The sequence below is a fragment of the Cupriavidus sp. D384 genome, assembly GCF_001652915.1.
In the GTDB taxonomy this organism is placed as follows: domain Bacteria; phylum Pseudomonadota; class Gammaproteobacteria; order Burkholderiales; family Burkholderiaceae; genus Cupriavidus.
Genome location: NZ_BBQI01000039.1, coordinates 18,720 through 44,495 on the forward strand (window position 1 = coordinate 18,720; position 25,776 = coordinate 44,495).

The window sequence follows — 25,776 nt, forward strand, 5'->3', positions numbered from 1 at the left end:
TTACCAGCTGGCATCGAGACCCAGGTGCCGCAGTGCTTCGTGCCGCAGTTCGGTGAGTCGCGGATCGCCGCGATGCCGGGGGTAGGGCAGGTCGACCGGGATCTCGGCGGTGATGCGGGCCGGCCGCTGACTGAACACGATCACGCGTTGCGCCAGGAACAGCGCTTCTTCCACGTCGTGCGTCACCAGCAACGCCGAGAACCCCGCGCGTTGCCACAACTCCACCAGGTCGCTCTGCATGGCCAGGCGCGTCAGCGAATCGAGCTTGCCGAGCGGCTCGTCGAGCACCAGCAGCCGGGGATCGTTGACCAGCGCACGGGCCAGCGCCACGCGCTGGGCCATGCCGCCCGACAGCTGGTGCGGAAACGCGCGGGCGAAGGCCTCCAGCCCCACGCGCCTGAGCGCGGCATCCACTCGATGGCCTTCGCGGCGCAGCAGCCCGCGGGCCTGCAGGCCCAGTGCGACGTTGTCGCGCACGCGGCGCCACGGGTAGAGCGTGGGGTCCTGGAAGACGACGATGCGCGAAGGGTCGGGGCGGTCGATCGGCGCGCCGTCCTGCAGGATCTGGCCCTGTGACGGGCTGTCGAGCCCCGCCACCAGCCGCAGCAGCGTGGACTTGCCACAGCCGCTGGGGCCGAGCAGCGCTACGAATTCGCCCGGCGCCACCTTCAGGTCGACGCTGTCGAGCACCGGCAGCTGCTTGTCGCCATCGCCAAAGGCATGACTGACGGCGCGGATATCGATCCGGGCACCACGCGTGGATTCCGATGCAGCCACTACCATTTGACGGTTCCTTTCTGCCATGACAGCGCGCGGTCGCGCACGGCAAACAGCAATGTGATGACGCCCGAGAACAGCAGGGCCATGACGATCAGTGCGGCATACATGTTCACGTACGAGGCCCAGCCCTGCGCCCAGGTCAGGTACCAGCCCAGCCCGGACTTCACGCCCATCATCTCGGCCGTGACCAGCACCGAGAACGACGCGCCCAGCCCCATGAACAGCCCTACGAACACCTGGGGCAGTGCCGCCGGAATGGCGACGCGCAATACCAGGAAGGCCTCCGACGCACCCATCGTGCGGGCCACGTCGTAATAGCTCTTGTTGACGCTGGCTACGCCAGACCAGGTCAGCACCGCCACCGGGAATGCCGTCGCCAGCGCGATCAGGAAGACGGCTGCCGAATAGCTTGACGGGAAGAAGTAGAACGTCAGCGGCAGCAGTGCGGTGGAGGGCAGCGGCCCCAGCACGCGCAGCACCGGATGCACCCAGTAGCCGATGCGGCGCGACCATCCGATCGACACGCCGATCAGGAAGCCGGCCACGCCGCCGTAGGCCACGCCGAAGCCGAGCAGCTTCAGCGTGTTCAGCGCGCTGTCGCCCAGGCGGCGCCAGTCGTCGATATAGACCTCGATCAGCGCCTGCGGCGGGGCGAAGAAGGGCGTGGGCAGCAGCGCGGTCTTGGCGGTCAGGATTTCCCACGCGGCGAAGACCAGCGGCAACGCCACCAGCCACGGGCCCGCATGCCGCAGTGTCTGCCGCACCCGGCGCAGCGGAGCTGCGTAGCCGCCCGCCAGCGCCACCACCAGCAGCGCGGCGGCGGCCACCAGCACCGCGATGCCGAGTTCCTCGGTATAGGCCCAGTCCGAAAAGCCGGCCACCTTGTTCGGCCAGCGCCACGTGAGCGCGCCGAAGCCGCCCCATGTCAGCGCGGCAACGATGCCGACGGGCCAGACGCTCGACGGCGTGCGGGCCGCGTCGGCCGATCCGGCCGATCCGGCGAGTGGCAGGGGTGCATCAAGCGTTTGGTGCGAGGTTGCCATGTCGGCTCTCCCGGGTTAGCCCAGTACGTTGGCGTAGACGTGCTGCGCCAGCTTCTTCGTATCGGTCGATTTCTTGAGCACGCCAATGCGCTGGAAATCGCCGGCGTAGAACGCGATCTCCTCCTGCAGGTCCACGCCGGTCGGGTGGTGGTTGTAGGTCAGCGACGCATAGAGCTTGCGCAGGTCCTCGGTGCTGATCTTGGGCGAGTACTTGGCGAAGACCTTGGCCGCCTCGTTCGGGTTCTCGTTGACGTAGTCGGTGGCCTGCACGATCGAGCGTGCCAGCGCGGACGCAGCGGGCCGGTCGTTGCGGACCAGTTCGCCTCGGGCGCCGATCACGCAGCAGACCTTGCGCGCGTACTCGCCGGTCAGGTTGGTCGCCAGTTCCACGTAGGCGCCGTTGGTGCGCTTCTCGAGCAGGTAGAGGTTGGGGTCGCCGTCGGCAATCGCCTGGATCTCGCCCTTGTCCACGGCCACGCCGAGCAGGTCTGCCGGGTACTGGCGCCAGGTGATGTCGCGATCCGGGTCGATCCCGTTCTTTGCCAGCAGGATCGTGAAGAAATGCTTGCCGGGCGCGGCCAGGTCGCTGACGCCCACGGTCTTGCCCTTGAGCGCCTGCAGGTTGGTCACGCCGGCGGCCTTGGCGCCCACCAGCCGCACGCAGCCGCCGTGCGAGCTGCCGATGATCTTGACGTCGAAGCCGGCTTCGAGCGGCTTGAGCCAGCGGTGGATCATGCCCACGGCGGCATCGGCCTTGCCGGTGGCGATGGATTCCAGCAGCTGGTCGGTGGACCCGCTGTAGTTGATCAGGTCCACCTGCAGCCCGTTCTTCTCGAAGAAGCCCTTTTCCTGGGCCACCACGATCGGCGTCAGGCAGAACGAGTTCTGGTTCCACGCAAAGGTCAGCTTGCGCGGCGCGGACCAGGCCTGGCGGCCCAGGATCAGGGCCGGTGCGGCAATGGCCGCCGTGCCGGCGAGCCGCAGGACGCTGCGGCGGCGTGCATCAGGTTGATCAGGTTGATCAGGTTGGAAGGTGTTCTGGCTCATGATTTCCCGCTCCCCGTTGTTGTTGGTGTGGGTGGTTCAGGCGGCGCGGCGGCGCTGTTCGGCATCGCGCTGTGCCACCAGCTCGCGCACGCGCGGAATCAGCTCGCGGCCATAGTCGACGGTGTCTTCGAGCGGATCGAAGCCGCGGATCAGGAAGGTGGTGACGCCCAGGTCGTAGTACGCCAGCAGGGCATCGGCCACCTGTTCCGGCGTGCCGACCAGGCCCGTGGAGTTCGAGCGGCCGCCTGTTTCGCGTGCGATGGCCGTCCACAGGCGCTGGTCGACGCGGTCACCTTGCCCGGCCGCCGCCAGAAGCCGGCGCGCGCCTTCGCTCTGCTGGGGGCCGCCCCGGCTGTAGCCGGCCTGCACGCGCAGTGCGCGGGTGCGTTCGAGGATGTCGTCGGCACGCTGCCACGCCTTTTCTTCGGTATCGGCCAGCACGGGCCGGAACGACACCGAGAAATTGACCTCGCGGCCGTGCTTTGCCGCCTCGGCGCGCACGCGCGTGGTCAGTTCGCGCACCTGGTCGAGCGACTCGCCCCACAGCGCATAGACATCGGCATGCTTGCCGGCGACGGCAATGGCTGCTTCGGACGCGCCGCCGAAGTAGATCGGCACATGGGGCTGCTGCGCCGGCTTGACCTCGGAGAAGCCGCGCTCGAAGCGGAAGAAGGCGCCCGCGTGGTCAAACGGCTGCGGCTCCGTCCAGATGCGCCGCAGGATGCCCAGGTACTCGTCGGTGCGGGCATAGCGCTGGTCGTGGTCCAGATAATCGCCGTCGCGCTTCTGTTCGTCGTCAGAGCCACCGGAGATGAAGTGAACGCCGAGCCGGCCGCCGCTGAACTGGTCCAGCGTGGCGATCTGGCGCGCGGCGAGCGTGGGTGACGTGAAGCCGGGGCGGTGGGCCAGCATGAAGTGGATCCGCTCGGTCACCGCGGCTGCGTACGAGATGGTCAGCGTGGCGGATGGGCCGGTGGAGTGGTGCGGCACCAGGATGCGGTCGAACCCGGCCTGCTCGTGGGCCTGCGCAAACGCGCGCACATAGTCGCGATCGATCACGGGCCCGGCGGGCGGATGGATTTCCGATTGCTTCTGGCTCTGGATCATGCCGATGAAATTGACGCTCATGCGTGGCGCTCCTGGTTTGCCTGGATGGTGTACGGGTATGGACGACAACCGTACGCCCCCGCGCCTGCAGACCCAACGAATAAAAACGCCGCTCCATATGCAGCAAAAACCGCGGCTCGATATGCGATATGCGTCGTTATCAACGCCCGGCATGCGGCGGTACGCTATGTGACGCCTGATCCCATCCCCCGAAGGAAATCCATGTCTTCGTCATCCCTGCATCGCCTGCCGACCCCGGCGGCACGGCTGGACGATGTGCTGGCCGAACTGGCCGCGCGCTTTGCCACTACCGCCACCATCCACGACACCGACGGCACGTTTGCGCACGACAATTTCGCGCTGCTGCACCGCTACAAGCTGATCGCGCAGGTGGTGCCGTCCGCGCATGGCGGGGCGGGTGCGGGGCTGGCCGAAGCGCGGCGCATCATTGCGGCCGTGGCGGGTGGCGATGCGGCCACCGCGCTCGTGCTGACGATGACCTACCTGCAGCATCGGGCCATTGGCCGCGCCGATTCGCGCTGGCCGGACGCGGTGCGCCAGCAGGTGTTCCGCAGCGCCGTGGAGCAGGGCGGCCTGATCAACGCGCTGCGCGTGGAGCCGGAACTTGGCTCGCCGGCACGCGGCGGGCTGCCCGGCACGGTTGCCACGCGCGTGGGTGATCGCTGGCGGGTGCGCGGCCACAAGCTCTACACCACCGGCATCCCGGCCCTGCGCTGGCTGGCGGTATGGGCGCGCACGCACGAGCCGGAGCCGCGCGTGGGCATCTTCCTGGTGCCGAAACCGGACGCCGATACGCCCGGCATCCGCGTGATCGAAAGCTGGAATCATCTGGGGCTGCGCGCGTCAGGCAGCCACGAGACGGTCTTCGAGGATGTCTGGATTCCGTTGGAAAACGCAGTGGACATCCGGCCGCCCGCGGCCTGGGCGCCGGCCGGCGGCAGCCAGGCGGACATCGACGCCAATGCCGACCAGCAGGCGTGGATGGTGACGCTGCTGGGCAGTCTGTACGATGCCGTGGCACGTGCGGGCTTCGACTGGATCCGCCAGTTCGTGCGCGAGCGGGCGCCGGGCAGCCTTGGCAAGCCGCTGGCGAGCCTGCCGCGCGTGCAGGAGTCGATTGGCGAGATCGCTGCGCTGCTGCGCGTGAACGGGGTGCTGCTGGACGACATTGCCGCCCGCAGCGATGCCGGCACGCCACCGCTGCCGGCCGACAGCGGCCTGCTCAAGTACACCGTCACGTCGAACGCGATCCGCGCCGTGGAACTGGCGCTGCAACTGTCGGGCAATCACGGGCTGAGCCGGCACAACCCGCTGGAACGCCACTATCGCGACGTGCTCTGCAGCCGCATCCACACCCCGCAGAACGACGCCATCCTCACCGCCGCCGGACGCGTGGCGCTGGGGGCCTGAACCGGCGTGCCGACAACTGCCCGCCGTGCTATGGTTGTGTGCGATGTGCCGCAGCCTAGACGGCACACGTAAATCTGGAGACAAGCCATGGCTGGGACACTACCTGGCGCGCAGGCGCTGGCGCCGCTACGCGACTTCATCACCGCCTTTTCCGCCTTGCTGGACCAGCAGCCGGACGAGCCCCGCATCCTCGCCGAAGGCGGCCGGCTGCTCGCCAGGCTGGTGGCGCGCGACGACTGGCTGCCCGACAGCTATGCGCAGCCCCATCCCGAGTACTACCAGCAGATGCTGCTGCACTGCGATTCCGCCGAACGGTTCTCGATCGTCAGCTTTGTCTGGGGGCCCGGACAACGCACGCCCATCCACGACCATACGGTGTGGGGCCTGATCGGCATGCTGCGCGGCGCCGAGTACGCGCAGTCGTACGCGATTGGCGGCGGCGGCGTGCCGCGCCCGGAGGGCCAGCCGGTGCGCCTGGAACCGGGTCAGGTGGAGGCCGTGTCGCCCACGGTGGGCGATATCCACCGCGTTCACAATGCCTTCGACGACCGCGTATCGATCAGCATCCATGTCTACGGCGCCAATATTGGCGCGGTAAGCCGCCATGTCTATCCGGAGGCCGGCGGCACCAAGACGTTCATCTCCGGCTACTCGAATACCACCTTGCCCAATCCCTGGGACCGCTCGAAGGAATCCGTCGCATCATGACCGCAGCCAGCCATCCGTTTCCCGTCACCACCAGCCAGGCAGTGCGCCAGGCGTTGCTGGACCGCACCGAGATCGCGCTGGTGGATGTGCGCGAGGAAGATCCGTTCGCGCAAGAGCATCCGCTGTGGGCGGCCAACTTTCCGCTGTCGAAGCTGGAACTGGAAGCGTGGACCCGCATTCCGCGACGCGACACCCGCATCGTGGTCTACGGCGAGCATGACGGCCAGGATCTGGCGCCGCGTGCTGCCGGCGTGCTGCGTTCGCTTGGCTATACCGATGTGTCGCTGCTCGACGGCGGCCTGGGCGCATGGATTGCCGGTGGCGGCGAGGTGTTTCGCGATGTCAACGTGCCCAGCAAGTCATTCGGAGAAGTGGTGGAGGCCAGGCGGCACACGCCTTCGCTGAGCGCCACCGAGGTGCAGGCGCTGATCGATCGCAAGGCCGATGTGGTGATCGTCGACGCGCGCCGCTTCGACGAGTACCAGACCATGAACATTCCCACGTCGACCAGTGTGCCCGGCGCGGAGCTGGTGCTGCGCGTGCGTGAGCTGGCGCCCGACCCTGGCACGCAGGTCATCGTCAATTGCGCGGGCCGTACGCGCAGCATTATCGGGACGCAGTCGCTGATCAATGCCGGCATTCCGAATCCGGTGGCAGCGCTGGGCAACGGCACGATCGGCTGGACCCTGGCGGGACAGACCTTGTCGCACGGTGCCAGCCGCCGTGCACCGGCCCAGGTGGGCGCCGGCAATCTGGAGCATGCCCGCACGGGTGCTCGCGCCATCGCCGACAAGGCAGGCGTGAAACGCATTGCTTTCGGGGCGCTGGCATCGCTGGACGCACCGGGGCGCACTGTGTACCGCTTCGACGTGCGCACGCCCGAGGAATATGCCGATGGTCATCTGCCCGGCTTTGCCAGTGCCCCGGGCGGCCAGCTGGTGCAGGAAACCGATCACAATGCGCCGGTGCGCGGCGCACGCATCGTGCTGGCGGATGACGACGATGTGCGTGCGAACATGAGCGCGTCGTGGCTGGCCCAGATGGGGTGGGATGTCTTCGTCGTGGAACCGGTTGGCGACGCCCAGCGCAGCGAGCGGGGAGCACCCGCGGCGAATCGTCCCGCCACGCCGGACGTGGCCACGGTCTCGCCAGCAACGCTGTCGAGCTGGCTGGAAGCGGGAGACGTCGCAGTGATCGACGTGACGGCCAGCGCCAACTACGTCAAGCGCCATATCCCGGGCGCGTGGTACGCGATCCGGGCGCAACTGGCCCAGGCACTGCGTCAGATTCCGCCGGCCCGCCGCTACGTACTGACATGCGGGTCGAGCCTGCTGGCGCGGTTTGCGGCGGCAGACCTGCGGGCCCTGACAGCAGCGGACGTGTTTGTGCTGGAGGGCGGCAACGCGGCGTGGTTTGACGCAGGCCTGCCGGTGGAGCAAGGCGAGACACGCCTGGCCGTGCCGCGTACGGACCGATACCGCCGCCCCTACGAGGGTACCGACAACGCGGCCGCAGCCATGCAGGCCTATCTCGACTGGGAATTCGGCCTGATCGCGCAACTCGATCGCGACGGCACGCATTTCTTTGCGGTGGCTTGAGCCAGTTCGCATTGCGCCAAGGCAAGGCCCCTGTGCAACGCAGGGTGCCATGCCCAAATGCAACAGGAATGTTCCATTTGGGCACAGAAGTTTACGCCGATACGTGTGAAGATCCCCCCTCGAAAACACGGCACCGCCTTTCTCATCCGAAAGGCAGGGGCCACAGAAACTGGGGGTCAATCCATGAATGTCGTACCGATACCCGCGTGGAATGATGAGCGGGTGCTGCCGCCGGTGAACGGGCTCCATCCGGTGAGCATGGAACGGTCGCCTTACAACGTATCGCTGATTGCGTTGGTGGAGCGATTTGCCACGTCATTGCATCGCTGCAAGCTTTTGCAGGGACTGCTGGCGTTCAGGAAGGCGCTTCATGAAGCCGGCGTCCGCAGCGGTTTCCAATGGATCGACGGCAGTTTTTCCGAGGACATCGAAACGCTGGAGTGGCGCGACCCGCGCGACATCGACGTCGTGACGTTCCTGGACGACCACGATCGGATGCTTGCGAAACGGGTACCCCAGCATCTACTTGACCAGCAGTTCGTGAAAAGGCGATTCATGGTGGACAGCTATTGGGTCGACTCCACCATTTCCATGCGGGACCTGATCTGCCTGTCGACCTATTGGTACAGCCTCTGGTCACATCGTCGAAGCTTGCAGTGGAAAGGCTTCCTGGAGATCGATCTTGATCCCGCCCTGGATGATTCGGCGCATGACGTCCTTGATGCGGCCGCGTGTCGGCTGACGCAGCGCGCGAATTTCGGTACCCCTGAACTGCATTTCAAAGGACTGACAAATGACTGAATATCAGATCAACCGGCTGTATGCAGACCGAAACTTTCTCACGAGGATGATCAAGTCGCTGCCGGAGGGGATTACGCGCCGCAGTCTCGAGTATCGACTCAATCAGGTGCTTGAGGAGCTGGCAGTGGTCCAGGCCCAGGTGCCGGCGCCGCCCTCACAAATCCCGCGTCCGCGGAATGATCACGGCCTGTCCGTGTAGCACGCCGTCGGCATCGAACATCTGCCACAGCGTGGCTTCCTCGATCATGAAGCGGCGCCCCGACCTGGTGATGCGTACGCCCTTGTAGCCCGATTCGTAACCGTGCTGCCGTACGCGTTCGAGAAACCGCTGCCGTTCCTCGCGGTTCGGCGCCTCGGCCGATAGCCGCGAGGGCAGGCGTGTGATCTCGTCCCAGTCGTATTCGAAGCGCTGCTGGGCGGCCTTGTTGCCGTAGATGAAAACCGGGTCGGGCGCGATGTCATGGGCCAGGATGGCGAAGGGCGCCGTCTCATAGAGCCATGCGGCGGCCTCGGCCGTGGGCATTGGCTGTGGCACCAATGGCTTGCCAAGCAGCCGTGCGTAGCTGCTGGCGAGCAGCGCGTAGAACGCGGGGTCGCTGTAACGGGGAAGCAAGGACGACAAACCTCCGGCCAGCTGTCAGGCAGCCCCGGCGGCGCTGCTGAACTCCGCGAACACGCGGGCCTGGACGGTCTCCATGACTTTCAGTTCTTGTGGATTGGCCGCATCGCTGGCGGTTACGCCGGTGGCATCCTTGGGCTTCGCGCCGATCGGATAAAAGACAAAGCTCGACCCGAAATCCTTGCCAGCTTCTTTCTTCAGGCTCCGGTTCAGGGCCTTGAGGTACTTCTTTTTCGTGGTCTTGGACATGGGCATGTTTTCTTGGTCGCTTCCTGGACTAGTGGTGAACGTGTTTGCCGCGGAGTGCCTGAAGGGCCTTGCGCTCCGTCAGCACCAGCAGGTAATCGGGAAACTTCGCATCGATCAGCAAGCCGTCCCAGGCATGCCAGAACTCCCACCGTACCTGTTCCACTGGCAACGCAAGCGAGCTGGCGATGCGGGCAATCGCATCTTCGCCCGCTGCCGGCCTGGCTTTGCGCACAGGGCCTTCGTCGTTTGCCACGCGCTCCTGCATTGGCGGGAATTCCTGGATAACGTCTTCAGAGTGATTCATCGGGCACTCCAGTTGGGATCGGCGTGAAGCTATGGTAGTCGGCCCCTCTCCATCGAATCAACTTCTGATTGGCTTTGTCTCTAATGTTTATCCGAGTAACCCCGCGAGCACGTGCCGCAGCGTCCGACTCTGGAAAGCACGGAGGCCGCAAGGCGGGTAGAAATGACCAAGATAACGCCGGACAAGGGACTGGTCAGATGGCCAGCTTCCTGAGCCCTTCAAGCACCGCGGTGCCCTTGAATGGCTTGACGATCCAGCCCTTGACGCCGGCTGCCTTGCCCCGGTCCTTCATCGCCTGGCTGCTTTCGGTGGTCAGCATCACGACGTTGACACTCTTGTTGGCCAGCTCGCCGCGGATTTTCTCGACCATGGTCAGGCCGTCCATGTTGGGCATGTTGACGTCGCTGATGATAAGGCGGATGCCCGGGTCGGCCTTGAGCCGGGACAGGCCGTCCTTGCCGTCGACGGCGGTTTGTACGTCCAGCCCGTTGGTGCGCAGAAAGCTTGCTACCTCGTCGCGCACCGCGCTCGAATCATCCACTACTAGAATTTTCGCCATTTTCTTTTCCTACCGGTCAATTCATACCTAAAAGCGCTAAAAGCGTCAGAACAATTCGAGTTCGCCTTCGCTGGAGTCTTCCTCGATCTCCTGTCCCAGCTGAAAGTCGACGGATACGCGCGTGAACATGCACATCGTCACGCCGACCCGCACCGTTGTGCCGATCGCAACATCGAAGTTGGCGCGATAGTCGGGGCGGAGGCTGTCCACGTGGCGCAGGCTCTGGCCGCCCAGCAGATAGGGCGTCGACATGCCGAGGTCCGGAAAATGCCGGACGAGGTCCTGGTTGATTGCGCCGCAGCAGAGGTTGCCCAGTTCCAGCAAGGTGTCGCGCAGATTGCTGCCGTTGCCGCGTGCGAAGTAGCTGGCGGACGCGGCGTCGTCGCGGAAGCGCAAGAACAGCATGTACCGGAAGCCCATCGACGAGATCGTGAGCACGACGACCACATCTTCGTCCGCGACCGGGGCCGGCTGCGTTTCCAGGCGGGTGATCTCGCAGGAATCGTCGTCGGTCAGTACCAGCCGGGATTCCACCGCGCGACGCAGCACGCGCTCCAGGCTGTGCCGCGCCTGCACGCTGATCAGGGCGCCGTTCACTGGTATGCCGCCTCGAACTGCTCGGCCAGCAGCGCGACGCTTGCCAGCGATGCCGTCACCATCTTGCCGCCGGCCTGAATGTCCTGGAACGTGGCGGTGGTGGTCAGGTCGCTTTGATGCAGGCTGTCGCCGTAGCTCTTGGATAGCGCCTCGGATCGGGCCGCCAGTGCGCGCACCTCGCTTGCCACCACGCCAAAGCCCCGGCCCGCCGCCCCGGCGCGCGCAGCCTCGATCGACGCATTGAGCGACACAATCACCACGTGGCGAACAATCGACGACAGCTCCATGTTCTGCTCGTGCATCGCCCGGTTACGCGCCATCAGCGAGATCATCTGCTCGTGCCAGCGTTCGAACGTGTCGGCGAGCCCGCGCAAGCGCTTCGTTTCGTCGCCGATCTGGCGAGCCTGGCGTAGCGCATCGGCCTGCAGCTGGCGGCTGGCGGCGAGTTCCGCGCCAAGTTGGTCGATGGAGGCCATCTGTCCGGCCGCAGTTTCCTGCAGACGCTGGATGTCCGAGGCCAGCGCGTCCTTGTCACGCTCGTGTTGCGCGATGCGGTCGCGCAGTTCGGCCTGGGCCTGGTCGCGCGACGCCAGCGCGCTGTCCTGCGTGGCCTGCGCCTGCGCTGCCATACGTCCGGCGTTGTGGCGCCATGCCAGCCAGGCCGGCACCGCCGTTATCGCCGCGCCCAGCAATGCACCTGCAAGATACTCACCCATACTGCCTGTTCCTTATCCGACGCTATCCAGCCATTTTCAAACCTGCCCAACCTGCCCAACCTGCCCGATCCGATGCGGATTTCCGCCCGCGCTACAGCGCCATCGGCGCGGGCGTTTCGGCCAGCACGGCCACGCTGTCCACGGCGAACCGTTCGGGCAGGCTGACCACGGTCTGGAACTGACGGAAGGGGGCGCCCACGTGGTTGTCAGTGAAACGCAGTTCGATGGTGCCGCCGGAGCGCGACAGGAATTCCCGCACCGCATCCATGCCGACGCCGCGGCCCGAGATCGTGGTCACGCTTTCCGCCGTCGAAAAGCCCGGGTGGAATATGAAATGCGCAATGGCGTCGTCGCTGAGCCCGGCATCGGCGTCGATCCAGCCACGCGCGATGGCCGTTGCGCGAATCCTGCCCAATGCCAGGCCACGGCCATCGTCGGCAACGGTCATCTGCAATTGCTGCTGATCGACCCCGGCTTCGATCCGGATCGTGCCCGCCGCCGGCTTGCCAGCGGCCAGGCGCACGTTGACCGGCTCGATGCCATGGTCGATCGCATTGCGCAGCAGGTGCGTGAACACGTTTTCCAGCATGCCCGTGACTTCGGCACGCAGGCGGTAGCCGTTGTCCTGGATGTTGACTTGCGGGGCGGCCTTGCCCAGTTCCGCGGCCAGCGAGGGCAGGGCATCGACCACCGGAGATAGCACTTCCGCCAAACTGGTGGCGTCAAGTACGCGGAGGATGCGATGCACCGCCGCCCGCATCGATAGCAATTCGGCCAGGCTATCGGTGCGCGCGCCTTCAAGCAGGCGCAGGCTTTCGCGGATGCGGGCCATCTCGGCGTCTGTCGGGCGGCCAGCGGCCAGTGCTGCCGGCCCGCGTGCATCGCCATTGCCCCTGCGGCCAAGCTTGTCCTCGCTGATCGTTGCGTAGCGGGCCAGCGTGTCGCGCACCCGCGCAACGTCCTTTAGCAGCGCATCGGGATTCCACTCGCTGGCCTGGCGTTCCAGGTTGCGCAGTAGTTCCAGCCGCTGCTCGGCCTCGTGAACCACATCGGTCAGATGCTGGAGCTTGTAGGTTCGCGCATTGCCCTTGATCGTATGCATGTTGCGGAACAGGGCGGCAATGGCGGCATTGTCGGCTTCGGTGGACTGCCGGATGATGTGCTCGTTCTCGTGGACGAAGCCATGCGCCGTTTCCATGAACTTGTGGAACTTCTCCTCGCTCACGGCCAGGATCTCGCCGATGATCTCCAGGCTGCGGCGCTGCTCGCTGGCCTCGGCCGCCAGTTCGCGCAGCTGGGTCACGTCGCGCACACAGAGCATCAGCCTGATGATCGTGTCGGCATCGTCGGTGATGGCGGACCAGCTCAGGTCCAGCACCTTGATCTGGCCGGCGGGCAGCCGCTTCTCGATTTCGGTGGGCAGCAGGTGTTCGTTGAAGACAAAGTTGATGCCGTCCTGACCCAGGCAGGCGTCGATGGCGGCGTCTACCTGCGCCAGCGCGTCGGCACCCAGGCCGGTGTCGGCGAACACCAGGTCCATGAACCGGCGGCCGGCAATGTCGCCGGTCTCGAAAATCTGTTCCAGATATGCCGAGTATTCCGCATGCACCACGCCCCCATCGACCACCGTCAGAATGCCCTGCTGCATGTTCTGCAGGATCGCCTGGATATCGGTGGTTTTCTGGCGCAACAGCGATGCGTTCTCCTGAATCCGCTCGATCATCTGGTTAAACGCCACGATCGAATGACCAATTTCGTCCATGCGGCCCACCTCGATGCGCCGCGTGAAGTCCTGGCTGGCGGCGATTTCGCTCATGGTGGTCTGCATGCGCGTAAGCGGCCGGGCAATCTGGCGGTGCAGCAGCCAGCCGATCAGCGACAGCAACACCACGGCGGCCGCGCTGACCAGACCGATGGTGCCGGCCGCGCTGGCGAGCTTGCTGTTCAGCGCGGCAATGGCATCGTCCTTCTCGCGATTCTTCTCAACGCGTAGCGTATCGACGATTTTCTCCATCTCGTCGCGGTACCGGGCGACGTTGGCGAACAGGAAGGCCTGCGCGATCTCGTCGCGGCCCGCGGCCTTCATTTCCGCAGTTTCGCGGATGGCGTCGAAATAGTTGGTCAGGCTCTCGTTGGCCTGCGTCAGCAGACCCTTCTGCGCCTGGGTGCCCGCGTTGTTGGCCTGCCTGGACAGCGCGTCGCTCAGCGCGGTCTGCCTGGCCTTGAGGTCTTCCTGCGCCTGGGCCAGCAGGTTGGCGTCCGGTGCGTAGACCAGGGTCATGGTGGCCAGCTGGATATCCTTGACCAGCGACACGATATCGGCCGAGGCCAACGCGCTGGGAACGACCCCCTCGGTCACCTGTTTCACTTCAGAAGCGCTGGAACGTGTCTGCAGTACGGCGTAGCCACCAATCGCGGCCAACGCCAGGCACATCAGGACGATCAGCAGCACAATGCGCTGACGAATGGTCATGGCAAAGCTCCCCGGCATTACGAATGTCAAGCCCTTCAACGAAGGGGATCTGCCTCGTCTTTTGCGAGACATATTTTTCGGGGGTGATTATGGGGATTGCACTGTGACCTTGGGATGACATGTCATGGTGCGGTCGTGCCCCTCAGAGGTAGGGGGAGGCTGGGAGAACGCGTGACCGCTGGCAACCGTTGGCCGTATGCTTGCCGGGTGAATTTGACTTGGAAGAGTCTGTCGATGACCGGGTTGGCGCGCCTGATGGTTCCCGCGGAAATTTCAGAGCAGGCCTTGCTGGCATGCGCAGTGATTGCGCGGCACGTCGGCGGCACGCTGGCTGGCATCCAGTTGTTTGGATCGGCGATCGATGGCGGTTTGAAGCCACACAGCGATATCGATCTGCTGGTGATCGTACGTACGCGGCTTGGAGAATCGGCCAGACGCGCGTTGATGCTCGATTTGCTGACGATCTCCGTGCCGCCCGGCAGTGACGGACGCTGGCGCGCGCTGGAGGTCACCGTGGTGGCGCATGAGGATGTTGTGCCCTGGCGCTACCCGGCACGACGCGAGGTCCAGTTCGGAGAATGGCTGCGTGCGGATTTGCAGGCCGGTATCGTGGAGCCGCCGGTTGTCGACCACGACCTGGCGATCCTGCTGACCAAGGCTCGCCAGCACAGCGTGGCACTGGTGGGCCCGTCGGCGGACACGTTGCTTGATCCCGTCCCCTCGCAAGACTTCAACCGCGCGCTGCGCGATACCGTGACGCAGTGGAATACCGAGGCGGATTGGAAGGGCGATGAACGCAACATCGTATTGGCGCTGGCCCGCATCTGGTACAGCGCGGCAACCGGAAAAATCACGCCGAAAGACGCGGCGTCCGCGTGGGCGCTGGAACGCTTGCCGGATGGATTCCGTCCGGTGCTGATGGCGGCGAGGGCAGGGTATCTGGACGGCGGGCAGCCATCGGCCCTGGCCGATGGCAGGCAGGTGGGGGCATTCATCCGCCTTGTGCGCGCCACGATTGAGGAAATTCTGGTGGCGTAGGCACCGATCCACCGATGGTTTGGCTGACAAGCAGCGCATGACGAGTATCAAGCGCACCGATACGCGCCAATGCGCACCAAAACAAAAAGCCCAGCATTTCTGCTGGGCTTTCTGATGAATCTGGTGGGTGGTACAGGGATTGAACCTGTGACCCCTGCCGTGTGAAGGCAGTGCTCTACCGCTGAGCTAACCACCCCTTGCTGCTTCGTCGCCGTTGTTGCTGGCGTCGTGCAGTGGAGAAACGAGATTATGCCGATGGGCCAGTATCTTGTAAAGCCCTTTTTTGAACTTTCTTTAAAAAAGTTGTGAGGGCTGCGGCACTGGCCGGATTGGGCGCTATTGCACAGTGGCGTCGGCAGGCACTTCGGAGGGGACTTCGATCTTCCAGACGGTCTTGCCGCCGCTGGCCTTGTCCAGTTCCTTGAGCACGCCCTCATGGGCCGAGACTTCGGTCTCGGTCGCCAGCAGCACGGGCAGGGTCAGGGCCGACAGGTCGGCGGTGGCGCGGGTTTCGCCCTGGGCTGCGGCGCCGTCGAGCATGTCGATGACCAGCGAGTTCTGGCCGCGCGTCATGGCAAGGTAGACCTCGGCCAGCAGCTCGGCATCGAGCAATGCGCCGTGCAGCGTGCGGTGCGCGTTGCTGACGCCCAGGCGGTCGCACAGGGCATCCAGCGAGTTACGCTTGCCCGGGAACATCTGGCGCGCTTCGCGCAGGGTGTCGATCACATTGGCCACGTGGTCGCGGAACGGGGGCAGTTTGTGGAGCTTGAACTCCATCTCCAGGAAGCCCATGTCGAACGCGGCGTTGTGAATGATCAGCTCGGCGTCGCGTACGAATTCCTGGATCTCGTGCATGACCTCGGCAAACTTCGGCTTGTCGGCCAGGAAGTCGGCGGTCAGGCCGTGGATGGCCACGGCGTCTTCGGGGACGTCGCGCTCCGGGTTGATATAGAAGTGCAGGTTGCGGCCGGTCAGGCGGCGGTTCACCAGTTCCACGCAGCCGATTTCGATCAGGCGATCGCCGGTGGCGTGGTTCAGGCCGGTGGTTTCGGTATCGAGAACGATCTGTCGCATGGGGCAGGATTGTAATCGCTCGGCGCGGCCGGGCGACGGATTGCGAGGGTCAGGTGCTGATCGATTCCACGCCGCGGTTGGCCAGCCGGTCTGCGCGCTCGTTGCCCGGATGGCCGGCATGGCCGCGTACCCAGTGCCATTCGATCACGTGCGGCTGCCGGGCTTCGTCCAGGATCTGCCACAGGTCGGCGTTCTTGACAGGCTTCTTGTCGGCCGTCATCCAGCCGCGCTTCTTCCAGCCGGTGATCCATTCGCTGATGCCCTTCTGCACATACTGCGAATCGGTATAGATGTTGATGACGCAGGGCCGCTTGAGCGCGCGCAGCGCCTCGATCACGGCCATCAGCTCCATGCGGTTGTTGGTGGTGGGGCTTTCGCCGCCGAACAGCTCTTTCTCGTGGCCGCCGGAGACCAGCACGGCGCCCCAGCCGCCGGGGCCGGGGTTGCCCTTGCAGGCGCCGTCGGAATAAATCGTGACTTCTTGCATGGATGGAATTCAGGATGGCCCGGCGCTTCAGGCGCCAGGCGTGGTCTTGTGATGTTTGCCGTGCGTGCCCGTGGGCGTGGCCACCGGGGCAGACACCGGTGCCAGGGCGGGTTTGGCTGTTTTCCAGGCCGGGCCCACCAGGCGGATGTTCTTGACGCGCTTGACCGCCGAAATCATGTAGACCGAACCGAAGATCGGCCACCAGCGGTCGCCGGCTTTCTCCATGAAGGCGGCGCGCTGCAGCCAGCGGTCGGTGCGGTAGGGCGGGCAATAGCAGCCAAAGCGCCCGCGGATGATCTCGAAGCCCAGCAGCTTGAGCCAGTCCTTGATCCGCACAAAGCCGATGGTCTGCGCGTCGCTGGGCAGGAAGGGCGTGGCGCCCAGCCGGTTCAGGCCCTGGCGCGCGCCCCACAGGCTCATCGGGTTGAAGCAGGTCACAACCACGCGGCCCTCGGGCATCAGCACGCGCGATACCTCGCGCAGCACTTCATGCGGGTCCTCGGAAAACTCCAGGATGTGGGGCAGCGTGAGCAGGTCGATGCTCTGCGTGTCGAATGGCAATTCGTCGAACCGGCATAGCAGCTGGCGCGCGTCGGGGTGCGTCTCGCGCGGGCCGTGGGGGCCGGCGCGGTCATCGAGCGCCAGCGCCGAGAACGGCATGCGGTTCTCGCGCAGCGTGTCGATATGGGGCAGCCCCAGCTGCACCGCGTGGTAGCCGAAGATATCCGTTACCGTCCGGTCATATTGCTGGGCCTCCCACCGGAGCATGTACTGCCCGGGCGGCGACGCCAGCCATTCTTCCCAATCTATAATCGGTCGGTTGGACATAGGAGCACACATGTTGAAAGTGGAGCCAATCCCCGCCTTTCAGGACAACTATATCTGGGCCATCCACGACGGCAAAAGTGCCGCAGTGGTGGATCCAGGCGAGGCCGGGCCGGTCGAGCGCTTTCTGGCGCAACGCGGGCTGGCACTGGGCGCTATTGTAATCACCCATCACCATGGCGATCATCAGGGAGGCGTATCGGATTTGCTGGAACGCCATCCGGCCGGCCCTGACGGCGCCCCGATACCGGTGATCGGACCCGCCGGCGAACGCATCGGACATCGCACCCAGGCCGTGCGCGAGGGCGATACGGTGACGCTGGCGCATCTGGCCGCTACCTTCCGCGTGCTGGACGTGCCGGGTCACACCGCCGGACACGTGGCCTATGTGGGCGACCTGCCCGGCGCAGGCCATGTGGTGTTCTGCGGCGACACCCTGTTCGCCAGCGGGTGCGGGCGCCTGTTCGAGGGGTCGCCGGCGCAGATGCTGGCGTCGCTGGACAAGCTGGCCGCCTTGCCTGGCGATACCCGCGTGTACTGCGCCCACGAATACACGCGCAGCAATGTCCGCTTTGCGCAGGCCGTGGAGCCGGGCAACGCCGACCTGTCCGCGTGGTCGTCCCGGGTGGACGCTTTGCGCCAGGCCGATACCCCGACGGTGCCCACCACCGTGGCCCATGAGCGGGCGGTCAATCCGTTCCTGCGGTCGCGCGAGCCGGCCGTGCGCCGGGCCGTGCAGGGGCAGGGCGGCGACGTCAGCAGCGATGCCGCGGCGTTCGGTGCGCTGCGCGGATGGAAGGACAACTTTCGCTAGTCACGGATCGCCAATACATTCCAGACGTTTGCAGGCAGGGCGGCGGCCTGCAGGGCCGGGGAACGCGGGCCCTGCCACCATTTGGGGTATCGCAAGATGTCCAAATTGCATCTTCGGGAAAATCTCATTGACGCCAACCGGCCTTTTCCATAGGATCAGGCGAAATTTTTGGCGTCACTTTCAGAGAACTTAATGCGATTTGGTCGATTTCTGGCGGTAGTTGCGTGTGCCGCGCTGCTTGCAGCCTGCGCCAGCACACCCACTCCGCCTGCCGGCGAGATGGCCGGCACGCCGACCGCCCTGGAATCCGGTCCACCCAAGGACCCGCTCAACACGCTGAACAGCACCGGCCGCGCCGGCTCGCTTTCCCGATCCAACGTCGCCAATGTCGACCAGTCCAGCGTGGACTGGCTGCGCGGGCCGTCCTCCGATATCTGGGGCCGAATCCGCAAGGGTTTTGCGATGCCGGACCTGGAGGGCACGCTGGTCGATGACCGCACGCAGTGGTACGCCGCCCGCCCCGACTACATGGAGCGGATGGTGGGCCGGTCGAGCCGCTACCTCTACCACATCGTGGAAGAGCTGGAGCGCCGCAACATGCCGACCGAGCTGGCGTTGCTGCCGTTCGTGGAAAGCGCGTTCAATCCCCAGGCGGAATCCACGGCCAAGGCGGCCGGGATGTGGCAGTTCATCCCCAGCACGGGCAAGTCGTACAACCTCAAGCAGAACATGTTCCGCGACGAGCGGCGCGATGTGCTGGCGTCCACCGACGCCGCGCTCGACTACCTGTCGCGGCTCTATGACATGTTCGGCGACTGGCACCTGGCGCTGGCCGCGTACAACTGGGGCGAGGGTGCCGTGTCGCGGGCCATCGCCCGCAACCAGGCGCGCGGGCTGCCCACGGACTACGCCAGCCTGACCATGCCGAACGAGACGCGCTACTACGTGCCGAAGCTGCAGGCGGTGAAGAACATCATCGCCAACCCGGCCGCGTATGGCGTGAAGCTGCCCGATATTCCCGATCATCCGTACTTCGTGACGGTGACCACGTCGCGCGATATCGATGTGGCGCTGGCGGCCAAGCTGGCCAACATGCCGCTGGACGAATTCAAGGCGCTGAATCCGTCGTTCAACCGTCCGGTGATCCTGGGGGCCGCCAACCCGCAGATCCTGCTGCCGTTCGATAACGCCGAGCGCTTCCAGTACAACCTCAATACCTACCGGGGTGGCCTGTCCACATGGACGGCCATGACGGTGGACAGCCGCGAGCGCGTGGAAGCGCTGGCCGCGCGGCTCAACGTCGATGTCGACACGCTGCGCGAGATCAACCGCATTCCCAAGGGCATGCGCCTGAAGGCGGGGTCGACGGTGATGATTCCGCGTACCGATCGCCACGACCAGGACATCAGCGCGTCGCTGGTGGACACCGCGATGCTGGCCGTCGAGCCCGATGTGCCCGATGCGCGGCGCGTGGTGGTCAAGGCGGGCCGCAAGGACACGGTGTCGTCGGTGGCGCACCGCTATGGCGTGTCGGTGCGGCAGGTGCAGTCCTGGAACAAGCTGTCGGGCAGCAAGCTCGTGGCCGGCCAGAGCCTGGTGCTGATGCTGCGTGCCAATTCGCCGGCGGCGGCACGGGCCGAGCGCGGCGACGATGGCGACGAAACCCCGGTGCGTGGCAAGGCGGTACACGGCAAGACCGTTGCGGCCAAATCGGAAAAAGCCGAGAAGGCATCGGTCTCCAAGTCATCGAAAGCTGAAAAGGCTGAGCCGCGCAAGCGCGTGGTGGTCGAGGCTGCGCCGCGCAAGGGCGCCAGCAAGTCGACCAGCAAGCCGGTGCCGGCCGCGCCCGCCAAGCCGACGACATCGGCCAAGTCCGCCAAGGGCCATTCTCGCTGATCGGCGACCGGGCTCCGCGGATGCGGCGGGGCCCTGTTGTCGACGGGCTGCCTGATTGACAGCCATCAACGACCCCTCGGGTTCGGGGCGACCAAAGTGACGCTTTCCCTGTCACTTTCGCCCATGACTCTCCTCCGAACCCTCTCCATCCTGCCGCTGGCCGCGGCCTGCCTTGGCGCCGCATGCGATGCCGGGCATTCCAGCTCGGATCCTGAATACCCCGCTCCAAAACTGATGGCCCATCGCGCCGGCACTGCGGATCGTCCGGAAAACACGCTGGTCGCCATCGAGTCGTCGCTGGCGCAGCGGGTGGACATGATCTGGCTGTCGGTCCAGGCAAGCGCCGATGGCGTGCCCGTGCTGTACCGTCCGGCCTCGCTAGGCGCGCTGACCAACGGCACCGGAAAGGTGGCCGACTGGACTGCGGCCGAGCTTGCCCGGCTCAACGCTGGATGGCAATTTGTCCAGAACGCGTCCGATGGCAGCAAGCGATATCCCTATCGCGACCAGCCGGTGGGTATTCCGACGTTGCGCGATGCCCTGCGCGTCATTCCCGCCGGCGTGCCGGTCGTGCTCGACATGAAATCGATGCCGGCGGCGCCGCTGACCTTTGCTGTGGCCCAGGTGCTGACATCGGAAAATGCCTGGGATCGCGCGTTGATCTATTCGACCGAGGCGGATTTCCAGCAGACCTTTGCCCAGTGGCCCAGGGCGCGTCTGTTCGAGTCGCGCGATGCGACGCGCAATCGGCTAGTGACCGCCACGCTAGGCCAGGCTTGCGGCACACCGCCGGCTTCCGGCACGTGGGCCGGATTCGAGTTGCGCCGGAACGTGGAACTGGTTGAGACATTCACCCTGGGGGAAGGGCGTTCGCCCGTAAGCGCCGTATTCTGGACCCGGGAATCGGTGAACTGCTACCGCGCCAGGGCGCAGGCCAACCTTGTGGCGTTCGGCGTCAACGATACGGCCGCCTACTGCGAGGCCAAACGGTTGGGCCTCGACGCCGTCATGGTAGATTCTCCAGAAAAGATGGCCGGTATCCGTGCCCAGGTGGTGCAGGACCCCACGCGGTGCAAGCAGCAGGCGCCGCGCGGCAGCCCATCCACCCCTGGCCGGCCGTAGCCATCCGCACCGCATTACGACAAACGACAAGCGGAGGAGACACATCATGACGGCAAGCCGTGCCCTGCACGCGCGTTCCCTGTCCGACAAGGCGGGATTCTGGGCCGAACAGGCCGCGCGCATCGACTGGGAAACCCCGTTCGAGCGCGTGCTCGACGACAGCCATCCGCCATTCGCGCGCTGGTTTGTCGGTGGGCGGACCAATCTCTGCCACAACGCCATCGATCGCCATCTGGCCGAGCGGGCCGACCAGCGCGCGCTGGTCTATGTGTCGACCGAGACCGATACGGAGCAGGTCTACACGTATCGCCAGCTGCACGACGAGGTGAACCGCATGGCCGCCACGCTGCAGGCGCTGGGCGTGCAGCGCGGCGACCGGGTGCTGGTCTATATGCCGATGATCCCCGAGGCGATGTTCGCGATGCTGGCATGTACCCGCATCGGGGCCGTGCACTCCGTGGTGTTCGGCGGGTTTGCATCGGTCAGCCTGGCGGCGCGTATCGACGACGCGAAGCCCAAGGTGATCGTCAGCGCCGACGCCGGATCGCGCGCGGGCAAGGTAGTGCCGTACAAGCCGCTGCTGGACGAGGCGATCCGGCTGGCCGGCCATCATCCGGACAAGGTGCTGCTGGTGGACCGCAGGCTGGCCGACATGCCGCGCACGCCCGGCCGCGACGAAGACTACGCCGCCTGGCGCGACAGGATGGCCGGTCAGCAGGTGCCCTGCGTATGGCTGGAGTCCAGCGAGCCGTCGTACGTGCTGTACACCTCGGGTACCACGGGCAAGCCCAAGGGCGTGCAGCGCGATACCGGCGGCTATGCGGTGGCGCTGGCAACGTCGATGGAATACATCTTCTGCGGCAAGCCCGGTGACACGATGTTCACGGCGTCAGACGTGGGCTGGGTCGTGGGGCACAGCTATATCGTCTACGCGCCGCTGCTGGCCGGCATGACGACGGTGATGTACGAAGGCACGCCGATCCGCCCGGACGGCGGCATTCTCTGGAAGATCGTGGAGCGGCATGGCGTGAATATCATGTTCAGCGCGCCCACCGCCATCCGCGTGCTCAAGAAGCAGGACCCGGCGCTGCTGCGCCAGTACGACCTGTCCAGCCTGCGGCTGCTGTTCCTGGCGGGCGAGCCGCTCGATGAACCCACGGCACGCTGGATCCAGGACGGCATCGGCAAGCCCGTGGTGGACAACTACTGGCAGACCGAATCGGGCTGGCCGATCATCGCGATCCAGCGCGGTGTCGAGGCCTTGCCCGCCAAGCTGGGATCGCCCGGGGTGCCGGCCTATGGCTATGACCTGCGGATCGTGGACGAGGGGACCGGCGAGGAGTGCCCGCCGAACCAGAAAGGCGTGGTGGCCATCGACTACCCGCTGCCGCCCGGCTGCATGACCACGGTGTGGGGCGATAACGACCGGTTCGTGCGCACCTACTGGTCGGCGGTGCCGAACCGGCAGAGCTATTCGACGTTCGACTGGGGCGTGCGCGACGAGGACGGCTACGTTTTCATCCTTGGCCGGACGGACGATGTGATCAACGTTGCCGGGCATCGGCTGGGCACGCGCGAGATCGAGGAAAGCCTGTCGTCGCACCCGGGCGTGGCCGAGGTGGCCGTGGTGGGCGTGCAGGACGCGCTGAAAGGGCAGGTGGCGCTGGGCTTCTGCATTGCCCGAGATGCCAGCCGCACCGGTTCGGACGCCGATCGCCTGATCTTCGAGGGTGAACTGATGAAGACCGTGGAACAGCAACTGGGCGCGGTGGCGCGGCCGGCACGCGTGTTCTTTGTCAACGCGCTGCCGAAGACCCGCTCGGGCAAGCTGCTGCGCCGCGCCATCCAGGCCGTGGCCGAAGGGCGCGATCCGGGCGACCTGACGACGATCGAGGATCCGACCGCGCTGGATCAGGTGAAAGACGCCTTGGGCTGACTGATGTGATGGAGGCTCCCCTTTTCTGCGTGAGCAGAAGAGGGGGCCGCATCGGCCGCCGCCTAAAATTGTTCTTGCCAGTCATCGTCGAGCGCCCTAATATTTTAAGCATAAAATATTTAACCCTGATGTAGAACGCCTCCGGCCCGTGCCGCAGGCGTGCAGGAGACTGACAGATGCGTGTGCTCTGTATTGGTGGCGGCCCGGCAGGGCTGTACTTTGGCCTGCTGATGAAACTGCAGGATCCGTCCAACGAGGTGGTGGTGGTCGAGCGCAACCGACCCTACGACACGTTTGGCTGGGGCGTGGTGTTTTCCGATGCCACGCTCGAAAACCTGAAGCTGGCCGATCCGGCCAGCGCGGCCGAGATCAACGCGGCGTTCAACCACTGGGACGATATCGACATCCATATTGGTGGCCGCACGATCCGCTCGGGCGGGCACGGCTTCATCGGCATTGGCCGCAAGCGGCTGCTGAACATCCTGCAGGCCCGCTGCGAGGCGCTGGGCGTGAAGCTGGTATTCGAGACCGATGCCACCGACGACCAGGCGCTGGCACAGCAGTACAACGCCGACCTGTTGATTGCCTCCGATGGCATCAACAGCCGCATTCGCACGCGCTACGCCGGCACCTTTGCACCCGACATCGACACGCGCCAGTGCCGCTTTGTCTGGCTGGGCACGCACAAGCTGTTCGACGCGTTCACGTTCGCGTTCGAGAAGACCGAGCATGGCTGGTTCCAGGCCCATGCCTATCGCTTCGACGACGACACGTCGACGTTTATCGTCGAGGCCCCGGAGTCCGTGTGGCGCGCCGCCGGCATCGAGCAGATGAGCCAGGAAGAGGGCGTGGCCTACTGCGAGCGGCTGTTCGCCCGCCACCTGGATGGCCACCGGCTGATCAGCAATGCCACGCACCTGCGCGGCTCGGCAAACTGGATCCGCTTCCCGCGCGTGATCTGTCACCGCTGGGTGCACTGGAACACGCTGGCCGACGGCCGCCGCGTGCCGGTTGTGCTGATGGGTGACGCCGCGCACACCGCGCACTTCTCTATCGGATCGGGCACCAAGCTGGCCCTGGAAGATGCGATCGACCTGGCGAACGAGATCGGCGCGCAACGCGGCGCCGGTGTGGATGGGTTGCCCGAGGCGCTGACGCGCTACGAGGCCACGCGCAGCGTCGAGGTGCTGAAAATCCAGAATGCCGCGCGCAATTCCACCGAGTGGTTCGAGAATGTCGAGCGCTATGCGGGCATGGCGCCCGAGCAGTTTGCGTATTCGCTGCTGACGCGCTCGCAGCGGATCTCTCACGAAAACCTGCGCGTGCGCGACGCGGGCTATGTCGACGGTTTCGAGCAATGGCTGGCCGCGCAGGCCGGCGTGCCGCAGGAGACGCTGAAGCTGCGCGCTGCCGATGGCGATGCGGGCCTGCCGCCGATGTTCACGCCGTTCACGGTGCGCGGCGTCACGCTGAAAAACCGCGTGGTCGTCAGCCCGATGGCGATGTACTCGTCTGTCGATGGCGTGCCGGGGGACTTTCACCTGGTGCATCTGGGCTCGCGGGCCATGGGCGGCGCCGGCATGGTGGTGGCCGAGATGACTTGCGTGTCGCCGGACGCCCGCATCACGCCGGGATGCCCGGGCCTGTGGAACGACGCGCAGCGTGATGCGTGGAAGCGCATCGTCGACTTTGTGCATGCCAACAGCGACGCCCGCATCGCCATGCAGCTGGGCCATGCCGGGCGCAAGGGGTCCACGCAGCTGGGCTGGGAGAAGATGGACCATCCGCTGGCCCAGGGCAACTGGCCGCTGGAGTCGGCATCGCCGCTGCCGTACATGCCCGGTGTGTCGCAGGTGCCGCGCGAAATGACGCGCGCCGACATGGACCGCGTGCGCGACGACTTCGTCGCCAACGCCCGCCGTGCGGCGCAGGCCGGCTTCGACTGGCTGGAACTGCACTGCGCGCACGGCTACCTGCTGTCGAGCTTTATCTCGCCGCTGACCAACGTGCGCACCGATGACTACGGCGGCTCGCTTGCCAATCGGCTGCGTTTTCCGCTGGAAGTCTTTACGGCGGTGCGTGCGGTCTGGCCGCAGGACAAGCCGATGTCGGTGCGGATCTCGGCCCACGACTGGGTCGAAGGCGGCATCACCGCCGACGATGCCGTGCAGATCGCCCGGGCCTTCAAGGCGGCCGGCGCCGACATGATCGATTGCTCGTCCGGGCAGGTCAGCCCCGACCAGGCACCGGTCTATGGCCGGATGTACCAGACGCCGTTCGCCGACCGCATCCGCAACGAGGCCGGCATCCCGACGATTGCCGTCGGCGCCATCTTCGAGGCCGACCACGTCGACAGCATCGTGGCGGCGGGTCGCGCCGACCTGTGCGCGATCGCGCGCCCGCACCTGGCCGACCCGGCGTGGACACTGCACGAAGCGGCGCGGCTGGGCTACCGCGATGTCGCATGGCCGAAGCAGTACGTAGCCGGCAAGCGGCAGCTCGAAACCAACCTGGCGCGTGCGGCCGCGTACGCGCAGCAACCGGGGAAGTAA

24 protein-coding genes and 1 tRNA gene are annotated in these 25,776 nt (G+C 65.7%); 10 read left to right on the top strand and 15 right to left on the bottom strand.

What is annotated here, in order from left to right; translation table 11 throughout:
* Genes A9J21_RS12065 through A9J21_RS12080 form a run of 4 tightly spaced genes read right to left on the bottom strand, consistent with a single transcriptional unit; the run spans position 1 to position 3,998 of the window.
* A complete protein-coding gene (locus A9J21_RS12065) occupies positions 1–783 on the bottom strand; it encodes an ABC transporter ATP-binding protein (protein WP_066735836.1) in 783 nt (260 codons plus the stop codon).
* Entirely contained in the window at positions 777–1,823 is a 1,047-nt protein-coding gene (locus A9J21_RS12070) for an ABC transporter permease (protein ID WP_066735837.1), read from the bottom strand. The genes A9J21_RS12065 and A9J21_RS12070 overlap by 7 nt, the downstream gene beginning before the upstream one ends.
* Before the next feature lie 15 nt (positions 1,824–1,838).
* Positions 1,839–2,870 (bottom strand): ABC transporter substrate-binding protein, encoded by a 1,032-nt coding sequence (locus A9J21_RS12075; protein ID WP_066735838.1) that lies wholly within the window; start codon positions 2,868–2,870, stop codon positions 1,839–1,841.
* A 36-nt stretch (positions 2,871–2,906) separates the two neighbouring features.
* The gene (locus A9J21_RS12080; RefSeq protein WP_066735840.1) at positions 2,907–3,998 is read right to left on the bottom strand and encodes an LLM class flavin-dependent oxidoreductase; all 1,092 of its coding nucleotides are present in this window, start codon (positions 3,996–3,998) and stop codon (positions 2,907–2,909) included.
* 201 nt (positions 3,999–4,199) lie between these two features.
* Between A9J21_RS12080 and A9J21_RS12085 the strand changes: the two genes are divergently transcribed.
* The 4 genes from A9J21_RS12085 to A9J21_RS12100 all read left to right on the top strand — a co-directional run bounded on the left by A9J21_RS12085 (position 4,200) and on the right by A9J21_RS12100 (position 8,515).
* Positions 4,200–5,408 (top strand): acyl-CoA dehydrogenase family protein, encoded by a 1,209-nt coding sequence (locus A9J21_RS12085; protein WP_066735842.1) that lies wholly within the window; start codon positions 4,200–4,202, stop codon positions 5,406–5,408.
* An 87-nt stretch (positions 5,409–5,495) separates the two neighbouring features.
* Positions 5,496–6,116 (top strand): cysteine dioxygenase, encoded by a 621-nt coding sequence (locus A9J21_RS12090; protein WP_066735847.1) that lies wholly within the window; start codon positions 5,496–5,498, stop codon positions 6,114–6,116.
* Positions 6,113–7,714, top strand: coding sequence for a rhodanese-related sulfurtransferase (locus A9J21_RS12095; RefSeq protein ID WP_066735850.1), 1,602 nt, complete (start codon positions 6,113–6,115; stop codon positions 7,712–7,714). Before A9J21_RS12090 ends, A9J21_RS12095 begins: the two co-directional genes overlap by 4 nt.
* A 183-nt stretch (positions 7,715–7,897) precedes the next feature.
* Positions 7,898–8,515, top strand: coding sequence for a DUF6932 family protein (locus tag A9J21_RS12100; protein WP_066735851.1), 618 nt, complete (start codon positions 7,898–7,900; stop codon positions 8,513–8,515).
* 154 nt (positions 8,516–8,669) lie between these two features.
* Here A9J21_RS12100 and A9J21_RS12105 read toward each other — a convergent pair whose 3' ends face one another.
* The 7 genes from A9J21_RS12105 to A9J21_RS12135 form a co-directional block, all read right to left on the bottom strand.
* Complete coding sequence (locus A9J21_RS12105; protein WP_066735852.1) at positions 8,670–9,128, bottom strand: MEKHLA domain-containing protein; 459 nt, start codon at positions 9,126–9,128, stop codon at positions 8,670–8,672.
* 24 nt (positions 9,129–9,152) lie between these two features.
* Positions 9,153–9,383: a hypothetical protein gene (locus A9J21_RS12110; protein WP_082926365.1), complete on the bottom strand. Its 231-nt coding sequence runs from the start codon at positions 9,381–9,383 to the stop codon at positions 9,153–9,155.
* Positions 9,384–9,411: 28 nt separating this feature from the next.
* Positions 9,412–9,687, bottom strand: a complete 276-nt coding sequence (locus A9J21_RS12115; RefSeq protein WP_231906895.1) for a DUF3562 domain-containing protein — start codon at positions 9,685–9,687, stop codon at positions 9,412–9,414.
* Between the two features lie 193 nt (positions 9,688–9,880).
* Positions 9,881–10,246 (bottom strand): response regulator, encoded by a 366-nt coding sequence (locus A9J21_RS12120; protein ID WP_066735857.1) that lies wholly within the window; start codon positions 10,244–10,246, stop codon positions 9,881–9,883.
* 45 nt (positions 10,247–10,291) lie between these two features.
* The gene (locus A9J21_RS12125; protein ID WP_231906896.1) at positions 10,292–10,843 is read right to left on the bottom strand and encodes a hypothetical protein; all 552 of its coding nucleotides are present in this window, start codon (positions 10,841–10,843) and stop codon (positions 10,292–10,294) included.
* Complete coding sequence (locus A9J21_RS12130; RefSeq protein WP_066735859.1) at positions 10,840–11,559, bottom strand: methyl-accepting chemotaxis protein; 720 nt, start codon at positions 11,557–11,559, stop codon at positions 10,840–10,842. The genes A9J21_RS12125 and A9J21_RS12130 overlap by 4 nt, the downstream gene beginning before the upstream one ends.
* 91 nt (positions 11,560–11,650) lie before the next feature.
* Positions 11,651–14,032 (bottom strand): ATP-binding protein, encoded by a 2,382-nt coding sequence (locus A9J21_RS12135; RefSeq protein WP_066735861.1) that lies wholly within the window; start codon positions 14,030–14,032, stop codon positions 11,651–11,653.
* A 255-nt stretch (positions 14,033–14,287) separates the two neighbouring features.
* Between A9J21_RS12135 and A9J21_RS12140 the strand changes: the two genes are divergently transcribed.
* A complete protein-coding gene (locus A9J21_RS12140; protein WP_066735938.1) occupies positions 14,288–15,070 on the top strand; it encodes an AadA family aminoglycoside 3''-O-nucleotidyltransferase in 783 nt (260 codons plus the stop codon).
* Between the two features lie 121 nt (positions 15,071–15,191).
* Here A9J21_RS12140 and A9J21_RS12145 read toward each other — a convergent pair.
* The 4 genes from A9J21_RS12145 to A9J21_RS12160 form a co-directional block, all read right to left on the bottom strand.
* Positions 15,192–15,266: transfer RNA gene (locus A9J21_RS12145), tRNA-Val, on the bottom strand.
* Positions 15,267–15,406: 140 nt separating this feature from the next.
* Positions 15,407–16,144: a DNA polymerase III subunit epsilon gene (gene dnaQ / locus A9J21_RS12150; RefSeq protein WP_066735863.1), complete on the bottom strand. Its 738-nt coding sequence runs from the start codon at positions 16,142–16,144 to the stop codon at positions 15,407–15,409.
* A gap of 49 nt (positions 16,145–16,193) precedes the next feature.
* Positions 16,194–16,631 (bottom strand): ribonuclease HI, encoded by a 438-nt coding sequence (gene rnhA / locus A9J21_RS12155; protein WP_066735865.1) that lies wholly within the window; start codon positions 16,629–16,631, stop codon positions 16,194–16,196.
* A 27-nt stretch (positions 16,632–16,658) separates the two neighbouring features.
* Positions 16,659–17,459 (bottom strand): class I SAM-dependent methyltransferase, encoded by an 801-nt coding sequence (locus A9J21_RS12160; protein ID WP_066735867.1) that lies wholly within the window; start codon positions 17,457–17,459, stop codon positions 16,659–16,661.
* Positions 17,460–17,469: 10 nt separating this feature from the next.
* Between A9J21_RS12160 and gloB the strand changes: the two genes are divergently transcribed.
* From gloB to A9J21_RS12185, 5 genes are all read left to right on the top strand, one after another.
* Positions 17,470–18,270, top strand: a complete 801-nt coding sequence (gloB, locus tag A9J21_RS12165; protein ID WP_066735869.1) for a hydroxyacylglutathione hydrolase — start codon at positions 17,470–17,472, stop codon at positions 18,268–18,270.
* 192 nt (positions 18,271–18,462) lie between these two features.
* Positions 18,463–20,166, top strand: a complete 1,704-nt coding sequence (locus A9J21_RS12170) for a transglycosylase SLT domain-containing protein (protein WP_066735871.1) — start codon at positions 18,463–18,465, stop codon at positions 20,164–20,166.
* A gap of 123 nt (positions 20,167–20,289) precedes the next feature.
* Positions 20,290–21,288: a glycerophosphodiester phosphodiesterase family protein gene (locus tag A9J21_RS12175; protein WP_082926367.1), complete on the top strand. Its 999-nt coding sequence runs from the start codon at positions 20,290–20,292 to the stop codon at positions 21,286–21,288.
* A 46-nt stretch (positions 21,289–21,334) separates the two neighbouring features.
* Positions 21,335–23,224, top strand: coding sequence for a propionate--CoA ligase (locus A9J21_RS12180; RefSeq protein WP_066735873.1), 1,890 nt, complete (start codon positions 21,335–21,337; stop codon positions 23,222–23,224).
* A gap of 176 nt (positions 23,225–23,400) precedes the next feature.
* Positions 23,401–25,776: a bifunctional salicylyl-CoA 5-hydroxylase/oxidoreductase gene (locus tag A9J21_RS12185; RefSeq protein ID WP_066735875.1), complete on the top strand. Its 2,376-nt coding sequence runs from the start codon at positions 23,401–23,403 to the stop codon at positions 25,774–25,776.

Coding starts and splice junctions, on each gene's coding strand:
- A9J21_RS12065 (WP_066735836.1), bottom strand. CDS start 783: ATGGTAGTGGCTGCATCGGAATCCACGCGTGGTGCCCGGATCGATATC.
- A9J21_RS12070 (WP_066735837.1), bottom strand. CDS start 1,823: ATGGCAACCTCGCACCAAACGCTTGATGCACCCCTGCCACTCGCCGGA.
- A9J21_RS12075 (WP_066735838.1), bottom strand. CDS start 2,870: ATGAGCCAGAACACCTTCCAACCTGATCAACCTGATCAACCTGATGCA.
- A9J21_RS12080 (WP_066735840.1), bottom strand. CDS start 3,998: ATGAGCGTCAATTTCATCGGCATGATCCAGAGCCAGAAGCAATCGGAA.
- A9J21_RS12085 (WP_066735842.1), top strand. CDS start 4,200: ATGTCTTCGTCATCCCTGCATCGCCTGCCGACCCCGGCGGCACGGCTG.
- A9J21_RS12090 (WP_066735847.1), top strand. CDS start 5,496: ATGGCTGGGACACTACCTGGCGCGCAGGCGCTGGCGCCGCTACGCGAC.
- A9J21_RS12095 (WP_066735850.1), top strand. CDS start 6,113: ATGACCGCAGCCAGCCATCCGTTTCCCGTCACCACCAGCCAGGCAGTG.
- A9J21_RS12100 (WP_066735851.1), top strand. CDS start 7,898: ATGAATGTCGTACCGATACCCGCGTGGAATGATGAGCGGGTGCTGCCG.
- A9J21_RS12110 (WP_082926365.1), bottom strand. CDS start 9,383: ATGTCCAAGACCACGAAAAAGAAGTACCTCAAGGCCCTGAACCGGAGC.
- A9J21_RS12115 (WP_231906895.1), bottom strand. CDS start 9,687: ATGAATCACTCTGAAGACGTTATCCAGGAATTCCCGCCAATGCAGGAG.
- A9J21_RS12120 (WP_066735857.1), bottom strand. CDS start 10,246: ATGGCGAAAATTCTAGTAGTGGATGATTCGAGCGCGGTGCGCGACGAG.
- A9J21_RS12130 (WP_066735859.1), bottom strand. CDS start 11,559: ATGGGTGAGTATCTTGCAGGTGCATTGCTGGGCGCGGCGATAACGGCG.
- A9J21_RS12135 (WP_066735861.1), bottom strand. CDS start 14,032: ATGACCATTCGTCAGCGCATTGTGCTGCTGATCGTCCTGATGTGCCTG.
- A9J21_RS12140 (WP_066735938.1), top strand. CDS start 14,288: ATGGTTCCCGCGGAAATTTCAGAGCAGGCCTTGCTGGCATGCGCAGTG.
- dnaQ (WP_066735863.1), bottom strand. CDS start 16,144: ATGCGACAGATCGTTCTCGATACCGAAACCACCGGCCTGAACCACGCC.
- rnhA (WP_066735865.1), bottom strand. CDS start 16,631: ATGCAAGAAGTCACGATTTATTCCGACGGCGCCTGCAAGGGCAACCCC.
- A9J21_RS12160 (WP_066735867.1), bottom strand. CDS start 17,459: ATGTCCAACCGACCGATTATAGATTGGGAAGAATGGCTGGCGTCGCCG.
- gloB (WP_066735869.1), top strand. CDS start 17,470: ATGTTGAAAGTGGAGCCAATCCCCGCCTTTCAGGACAACTATATCTGG.
- A9J21_RS12170 (WP_066735871.1), top strand. CDS start 18,463: ATGCGATTTGGTCGATTTCTGGCGGTAGTTGCGTGTGCCGCGCTGCTT.
- A9J21_RS12175 (WP_082926367.1), top strand. CDS start 20,290: ATGACTCTCCTCCGAACCCTCTCCATCCTGCCGCTGGCCGCGGCCTGC.
- A9J21_RS12180 (WP_066735873.1), top strand. CDS start 21,335: ATGACGGCAAGCCGTGCCCTGCACGCGCGTTCCCTGTCCGACAAGGCG.
- A9J21_RS12185 (WP_066735875.1), top strand. CDS start 23,401: ATGCGTGTGCTCTGTATTGGTGGCGGCCCGGCAGGGCTGTACTTTGGC.